This window comes from uncultured Granulicatella sp. (assembly GCF_963521425.1).
GTDB lineage: Bacteria > Bacillota > Bacilli > Lactobacillales > Aerococcaceae > Granulicatella.
Map to the genome: position 1 here is coordinate 1 of NZ_CAUQUN010000041.1, position 7,344 is coordinate 7,344.

General features: G+C 30.6%; 6 protein-coding genes. All 6 read left to right on the forward strand.

Features of this window, described 5'->3' with window-relative positions; all coding sequences use genetic code 11:
* Positions 1-477, forward strand: a 477-nt coding sequence (locus RWO76_RS08565; RefSeq protein WP_314355224.1) for a redox-sensing transcriptional repressor Rex, incomplete at its 5' end; no start/stop codon positions are given.
* A 446-nt stretch (positions 478-923) separates the two neighbouring features.
* Entirely contained in the window at positions 924-2,543 is a 1,620-nt protein-coding gene (locus RWO76_RS08570) for an ABC transporter ATP-binding protein (RefSeq protein ID WP_314355225.1), read from the forward strand.
* Between the two features lie 167 nt (positions 2,544-2,710).
* On the forward strand, positions 2,711-4,309 hold the full coding sequence (locus RWO76_RS08575) for an ABC transporter ATP-binding protein (protein WP_314355226.1): 1,599 nt from the start codon (positions 2,711-2,713) through the stop codon (positions 4,307-4,309).
* Positions 4,310-4,329: 20 nt separating this feature from the next.
* Entirely contained in the window at positions 4,330-4,506 is a 177-nt protein-coding gene (locus RWO76_RS08580) for a hypothetical protein (RefSeq protein WP_314355227.1), read from the forward strand.
* Between the two features lie 176 nt (positions 4,507-4,682).
* Positions 4,683-4,937 carry a hypothetical protein gene (locus tag RWO76_RS08585; RefSeq protein ID WP_314355228.1) on the forward strand — a complete coding sequence of 85 codons (255 nt, stop codon included), beginning with the start codon at positions 4,683-4,685 and terminating at the stop codon, positions 4,935-4,937.
* Positions 4,938-5,432: 495 nt separating this feature from the next.
* Positions 5,433-7,344 (forward strand): AAA family ATPase (locus RWO76_RS08590; protein ID WP_314355229.1); only part of this gene is annotated, 1,912 nt, incomplete at its 3' end.

The window sequence follows — 7,344 nt, forward strand, 5'->3', positions numbered from 1 at the left end:
TATTTTGGAGCGTTAGGAAAACGTGGTTATGGTTATGATGTGGAGTATTTATTAGACTTCTTCAGTCAACAATTAAATCATGATCGTTTAACAAATGTTGCTTTAGTGGGAGTGGGAAATTTAGGGCAAGCTTTATTAAACTATAATTTCCACCAAAGTAATCATGTTAGAATTAGTGCTGCATTTGAAGTTGACGAAAGTATGGTAGGTAAAATTGTGAGTGGAGTTCCAGTTTATTCTATGAACGATTTAGTAGAACAACTTCGTGTACAACAAATTCAAGTGGCGATTTTAACAGTTCCTCAAGAGGTTGCTCAAGAAACTGCTAATTTATTAGTGGAAGCTAATGTACGTGGTATTTTAAACTTCACACCGCTTCGTTTAACTGCACCAGATCATATTCGTGTTCAAAACGTTGACTTAACAAACGAATTACAAACGTTGATTTATTTCTTAGATAACAACAATAATAACTAATTTTATAAACATCTTGTAAATGCGAGGAGCATTTATGAGATGTTTTTTTATGCGTACATGACTTTGTCTATAGTAGCAGAAAGGACGGCAGCAAACCTTCGGTTTCATGCCTAAACTTTGAGCCTAAGGTCTCAAAGTTTCCTGTATTAGAAGTCGAAGCGACTTCTAATACTACTGCTACTATGAAAAGTCATTACTTGTTGTATCTAGGGGATAGCGCTTAGAAGTAGAATACGTAAAGCGTAAATGGCTTTGTCCATTGTCAAAATATGTCTGATGTAAAAGTTCTATTGAGAAATTTTCTAATCGTATTGTTTTTATTTTTTAATTAAACTATAATCTGAATTGGAAGTATTTTAATTTTCTAAAATTTAATGTGAAGGAGGTAACATCATGTTTTTTAATCGAGTAATGTATGTATTTTAGATTTTTATGGAGGAAATTTAATGTATCGTTATATTCGTAAAAGTATGAAACCATTTATTGCCTTTTCTTTCGTTAGTATGCTTGGGGCAGTATCTGTTGTTTTTATGGCTTATATTATTAATTTATTAGTGGAAACTATCACCGAAGGTAGATTTGAAAATTTTATATGGATTGCAGTTTTATCCTTTGTATATGTATTGATTGATTCATATTTAGATTATGCAGTAGATGTTGTAAATGAAAGACTTACGCAAGAATTAATGTATCATATTCGAGAAGATTTACTCGAATCAATTGAAAGTAAATCCATTGTGGAGTTTGAAAAATTAGGTAGAGATTACTACTTAAATATGTACACAAAAGATTTAGAAACTATTGAAAGTGATTATATTAAAGAATTGTTAAGTATGTACAATGATGTATGGGTATTTATTTTAGGATTCGTATCTGCCATAGTCATTAGTCCTTTGTTTGCTATTTTAATGATTGGATTAAGTTCGTTACCATTTGCGTTGCCATATTTTTCAAGGAAAATTTTAGGAAATGCAAAATTAAATTTATCTCAAATCAATGAAAAGTATTTATCGTTATTAACAGAAATATTCGATTCTTTTACAACTTTAAAAGTATATGATGTTTTTCCGTTATTTAATAAACGTTTAAGAAGTAAAAGTCGTGATTTAGTAGAAGCAAAGGTATACGTAACTCATACTAATAAATTTGTTTATGCAATTTCTTATGGATTGAGAATGTTTGTAAATGTATTCTCTTGGGTATTAGGAGGTTATTTTGTATTAAACCATTCGGTTACTTTAGCAGTATTTTTTACAATTAAACAATTAACACAATATGTAGCATATCCTATTCAAGGATTTGGAGCGAGTTATACGGAAGTAGTCGCTGCTAAAAGTGTGAAAGATAAAGTGTTTGAAATCATTGATCAAAGAAACATTGAAGCTGTAAAAGAAGAATCTAATATCCAGAAAATTATTTTTGAAGATTTTTCGGTAAATTTTGATGAAAAACTAATATTTCAACATTTGAATCTTCAATTAGAAAAAGGGAAGAAGTATCTTTTGATTGGTGAAAGTGGCAGTGGAAAATCAACCTTTTTAAAATCATTGATTGGTTCAATTCCTGTTAAAAATCAGTCATTGAAATTCCAATTAGAAAATGGGAAATTATTGGATAGTTCTGAATTAGAAAAAATTTCTCATCAAATTTCTTATATTGGGCAAGAAACTTCACTCTTTCAATTATCATTAAAAGAGAATATTAGTTTACAAAATTCAATTACTGATTCTGAGTTTCAAGTGTTATGTAAGCAAGTTGGATTAGAAAAATGGGCGGATCAGTCAACGGAGTTTGATAGTATTCTTTCGACTGCATCAGGTGGTGAAAAGAGAAGAATTGATTTGGCGAGATTATTATTCTTTGATAGAGAAATTTTATTATTTGATGAACCGACTGCTGGGTTGGATTCTCAGAATCGCTTGAAAGTAGAAGAAGTAGTGAAACAGTTAGAAAATAAATTAATCGTTTATAGTACACACCAATATGATGAAGAATTTATGCAACAATTTGATTATTGTTTAGAAATTAAAGATGGAAGCATTGTGATGAGGGAGATAAATGCGTAAATGACTTTATTTATAGTAGCAGAAAGGACGGTAGCAGTAATAGAAGTCAAAGTGACTTCTATTACTGCTATTTCTATGAAAAGTCATATTCTTTTAGAATACTATTTACTAAAACACTACTTTGCGATATAGTGAACAATAATGCTGAAAAAAGGGAGAAATGAAATATGCTGAGTTTATTAAAATTATTCCAATCGATTCCAAAGAAAATTCTTTTGCTCATTGTTATTGGAATGGGTATTACGGCATTGGATGGGATTGTAATTCCTTATTTTATTTCCAATTTAATCGAAGTGGGAACTTCTAAAAATGTTTCGGATTTAGTACTTATTTCGATTGTTGGGATATTAGGGTATGGTTTTGTTCGTTTTGGAGTGTTTATTTGGGATGAATTTCAACAACGACTATTAAAATTATTGACGATTCAAACGAAGGAAAAACTGATTGCGAATTATTATGCAGGCGACTTTGAACCAACTGAAGTGGAGTCCATTTTATTAACGGAATGGAATGTAATTCAACAACAAGGGATTGTTTCGTTTATTAGTTTTGTCTATTGTCTGACTTTTTCATTTGTTACCTTTATTTATATTGCAATTTTAGATTTGAAAATGACGATAATTTTCTTAGCTTTTGCGATTTTACCGTTGTTAATTCCACATTTGTTTACGAAGAAGATTAAAGTTAAGGCACAAGAGTGGTCACAGAATAATCAACAATATATTGCAAGGCAACATGAGTTCATTGATTATAAGCGTGTCATTAAAAATTTTCGAGTAGAATCGATTGCCATTTCGAATTTGGGTTGTAAAATTCGTGAAACGGAAGAAGATTATTATCAGATGAATCATTTACGTTTTCTTTCAAAAATATTAGCGAATTTAGTATCCGGAATTAGTTCTTTTCTTCCTTTAGCAATTGGAGTTTATTTTTCTATTCAAGGCGATTTAAAATTATCCGTTGTAATGGCAATTTATTTAGCAAGTGATCGTATTATTAGTCCATTATTAAATGCGATGGATTTTTATCAAAGAATAAATACGACGATTCCGATGGTTCAACGAATGAACAAATATTTGGAATTTGAACCAATGGAGGAAGAAGAAGTACTCGTTACAGATGTTTTTCCTATTCAGTTAACGAATATTCATTTGACAGTAAAAGAACATACGATTTTAAACGATTTACACTTTATGATGAATAAAGGAGAACGGGTTTTATTAATGGGGCCATCAGGAAGTGGGAAAACAACTTTATTAGATTGTATTTATGGAGATATCCATCCACAATCTGGTCAAATAAGCTTTGCAGGAGTCGAGGCATCTGAGAAGAATAATGCTTTTCAAAAAGCTAAGATTGGTTATTTTATGCAAGAAACTACAATTTTCATGAATTCATTAGCGTTTAATCTAACCCTTGGTGAAGAGTATTCTGTAGAACAGTTGGAGAATGTTTTAAAAGAAGTGCATTTGTCTTATTTACTTGAACGATATGATTTAATGGATGAAACTGTAAATTTAGTTGACAATTTATCTGGAGGAGAAAAAGCACGATTATGTTTAGCTCGATTATTGCTTCGTTCTTATGAAGTATTATTAATAGATGAATTTTCTTCTGCAGTTGATGAAGAAACCACTACTTTTATTCGAGAACTATTAAAAGACAGACAAATTAGTTTCATTGAAATTTCTCACCGTATACCGAAACATCCAGAGGACTATCATAAAATTTATGTATTGGAAGATGGGAAGTTATCTATTAAGTAGAGTGAGAAGGAGGTTATGTTATGGTAACAGAAAGTTTCACAGCTAATATTATATTTAATCATACTCATACAGATGCATTGGTTAAAGCTCTGGAAAATAATCGAAAGCCTAATTTAACCGAATTTTCTGCTGAGACTTTAAGAGGAAAAGACGAAGTATCAAATTTTGTTCGCCAGTTAAAGGAGTCTAAAAAGTGAAATATCAAATTTTAACTTTACGACAATTAATGGAAGAATTATCTGATTATGAACTGAATGAAATAATTAATAGATTTAAAAGTATTTCGCAATAAAATGGAAAATCAAATGATGTAGAATACTTTTTACATAATAAGGCAATTCATTTAGAGAAAGTAGGAGCTTCTACGACTTATTTGATGTTTGATCAAACGATAAATTTATTAGGTTATTTTTCTCTAGCAAATAAACCTTTAACTATGCCAAAAAAGTATGTAGAAAAGCTTTCTAAAACACAAAAGAAGATTTTGAGAAATCATGGTTATATAACCTCTAATGGAGATTTACAAATATATAGTTATTTATTAGGACAAATCGGAAGAAATTTTAATAATCAACATACTATTAAAGGCCAAGATTTACTGACATTAGCTTATAAGAAGTATGTATGATTGTTGGTTATAAACTACAACTATGTTCGTAATTTTTAAAATAAGAATTCATTGGAATTGTAAAAAACATTACAGTTCTTTAAAATCTCTAAAGCAAGCACTGATGAGTCAGCTAAACAATTTTTATTTTTAAATGTTATAATAGTATTATCAAGTAAAAGGAGCATATTATAATTAATTGGTAACAATATAAAATTCTACGAAAAACACATGGTCTGACAAAAACAGATTTGCTCGAATTGTATAAATTTTACGCAATAGCCCTTAGCTGTTATAAAAACGGAACAAGTACTATTTCAACAGAATTTATAGACACTATTTGCCATGAATTCATAGAAGATGTGTGTCTATGCTTTAAAAATAGATCAATGTTAAGCATCTGTCACTCTTCAATGATGCCTTTTTGGGTAATAGAGTAGGTTGAGGAATTTATGTCGAAGGTGGAAAATAACACTTAAAATTAAAACAATTGAATTTAGGAGACGAGGACAAGTAATGAAGTTAACAAAAATGGTTATTAATAATTTTAGATCTTTTGGGGAGTGTCAAGCAATTAACTTTAATAATCAAACTGTACTTATAGGGAATAATAGTTCAGGAAAGACAACTGTATTACAGGCATTGAGTAAATTATTTTCAGATAAACAAAGTGATAGAATCATTCGAAAAAGTGATTTTCATTTACCAAAAGGGTTAAGACCTGGTGAAAACACAAGAAATCTTTTTATAGAAACTATTTTTGAGTTTGATGAACTTGTTGGAACTGTCTATGGACCAGCCATTCCAACATTTTTCGAGCACTTTACAGTTTCTCAAGATGGTGCAAAACCTTTTTTACGAATCAGATTAGAATCTTCCTGGGAAGATGATGGAACAGTTGAAGGAAGTGTTGATACTCAAATCTATTATATTTCATCTGATGAAGAAATTATTAAAGATGAGGACAGGCATCGTGCTCCTAGAAAAGATTTAGATAAAATTAGGGTACTTTATGTACCAGCTTCAAGAACACCTGAGAAGGAGTTGGGGAATGCTTCTGGTAGTATGTTAAGTAGGTTAGTAAATAGTATAAATTGGACTGAAGATGAAATAAAGGAAATTACCGATAAAATTGGTGAGTTGAATAATACTTTTCTATCTGACAATGGAGCATTAGCTAAGATCAACCAAGGGATTCAAAAATCGTGGGCACTGTATCATGAAGATAAACGATTCTCTCAGGCAGAGTTAACTATTAATTCTTCTGAGTTAGCGGTAGCCCTCAGACAGATCGATTTAAAATTTTCACCAACAGCTACTGAAGAAGCATTTACGGTTTCAGATTTAGGAGATGGACTAAGATCTATCTTTTATTTTTCACTTGTTAATTCGATACTTGATATTGAATTAACAATTACAAAAGATCGTGAAGAGAATCCTGATAATCCAAGATTTAAGTTGCTACCTCCAATACTAACTATCTTAGCAATAGAGGAACCGGAAAATCATATTGCTCCTCATCATATTGGAAAACTCGTAAAAAGATTCAAACAATTAAGTAGTAATTATAACTCTCAAGTAATTTTAACATCGCATTCTCCAGCTATTGTAAAAAGAATTGAACCAGAAGAACTGAGGTATCTAAGAATTGAAAGTAATGACAAAGTTCTTCAAACCATTGTTTCTGATATAAAACTACCACAAGATACTGCTGAATCATATAAATACATTAGGGGAGCAATTCAAGCCTATCCTGAACTATATTTTGCCAAGTTAGTAATTCTAGGTGAAGGTGATAGTGAGGAACTGCTATTACCAAAGTTTTTTGATTTACTTGGGAAAGAGATTGATAGCTCTGAGATTTCAATTGTCCCTCTAGGGGGTAGACATGTCAACTATTTTTGGAAATTATTGCGTTTTCTCAGAATTCCTCATATTACTTTATTGGATTTTGATAATGAAAGATACGGAGGTGGTTGGGGAAGGATAAAATATGTTATCCAACAGTTACTAGAAATAGGCATTGATCGTAATGATTTGGTGAAATTGGAAGATGGTAGAATATTGAATGATGAAGACATTGCCAGGGTTAGTTCTTGGCAAATATGTGATATCCTCTCAGAATCATTGTTATCTTGGATAAATCATTTAGAAAAATTCGATATTTTCTTTTCTGCACCTCTTGATATTGATTTCTTAATGTTACAGTATTATAAGGATTATTATCTAGAGATTTTATCAAAAAATGAAGGACCAATTATTTCGTATAATGATTCAGATGGAAATATTAAAAAAGTGAAGTTGTCAGACTTGAATAAATCTGATCAACTACAATTAGAAGGGTTTGAAAAACGTATAGAGGAGGCTAGGAAGGCTACTTTAAAGGATAAGAGTGGACCGGGGGATAGTTTTACTAGAGAAGAGAAAG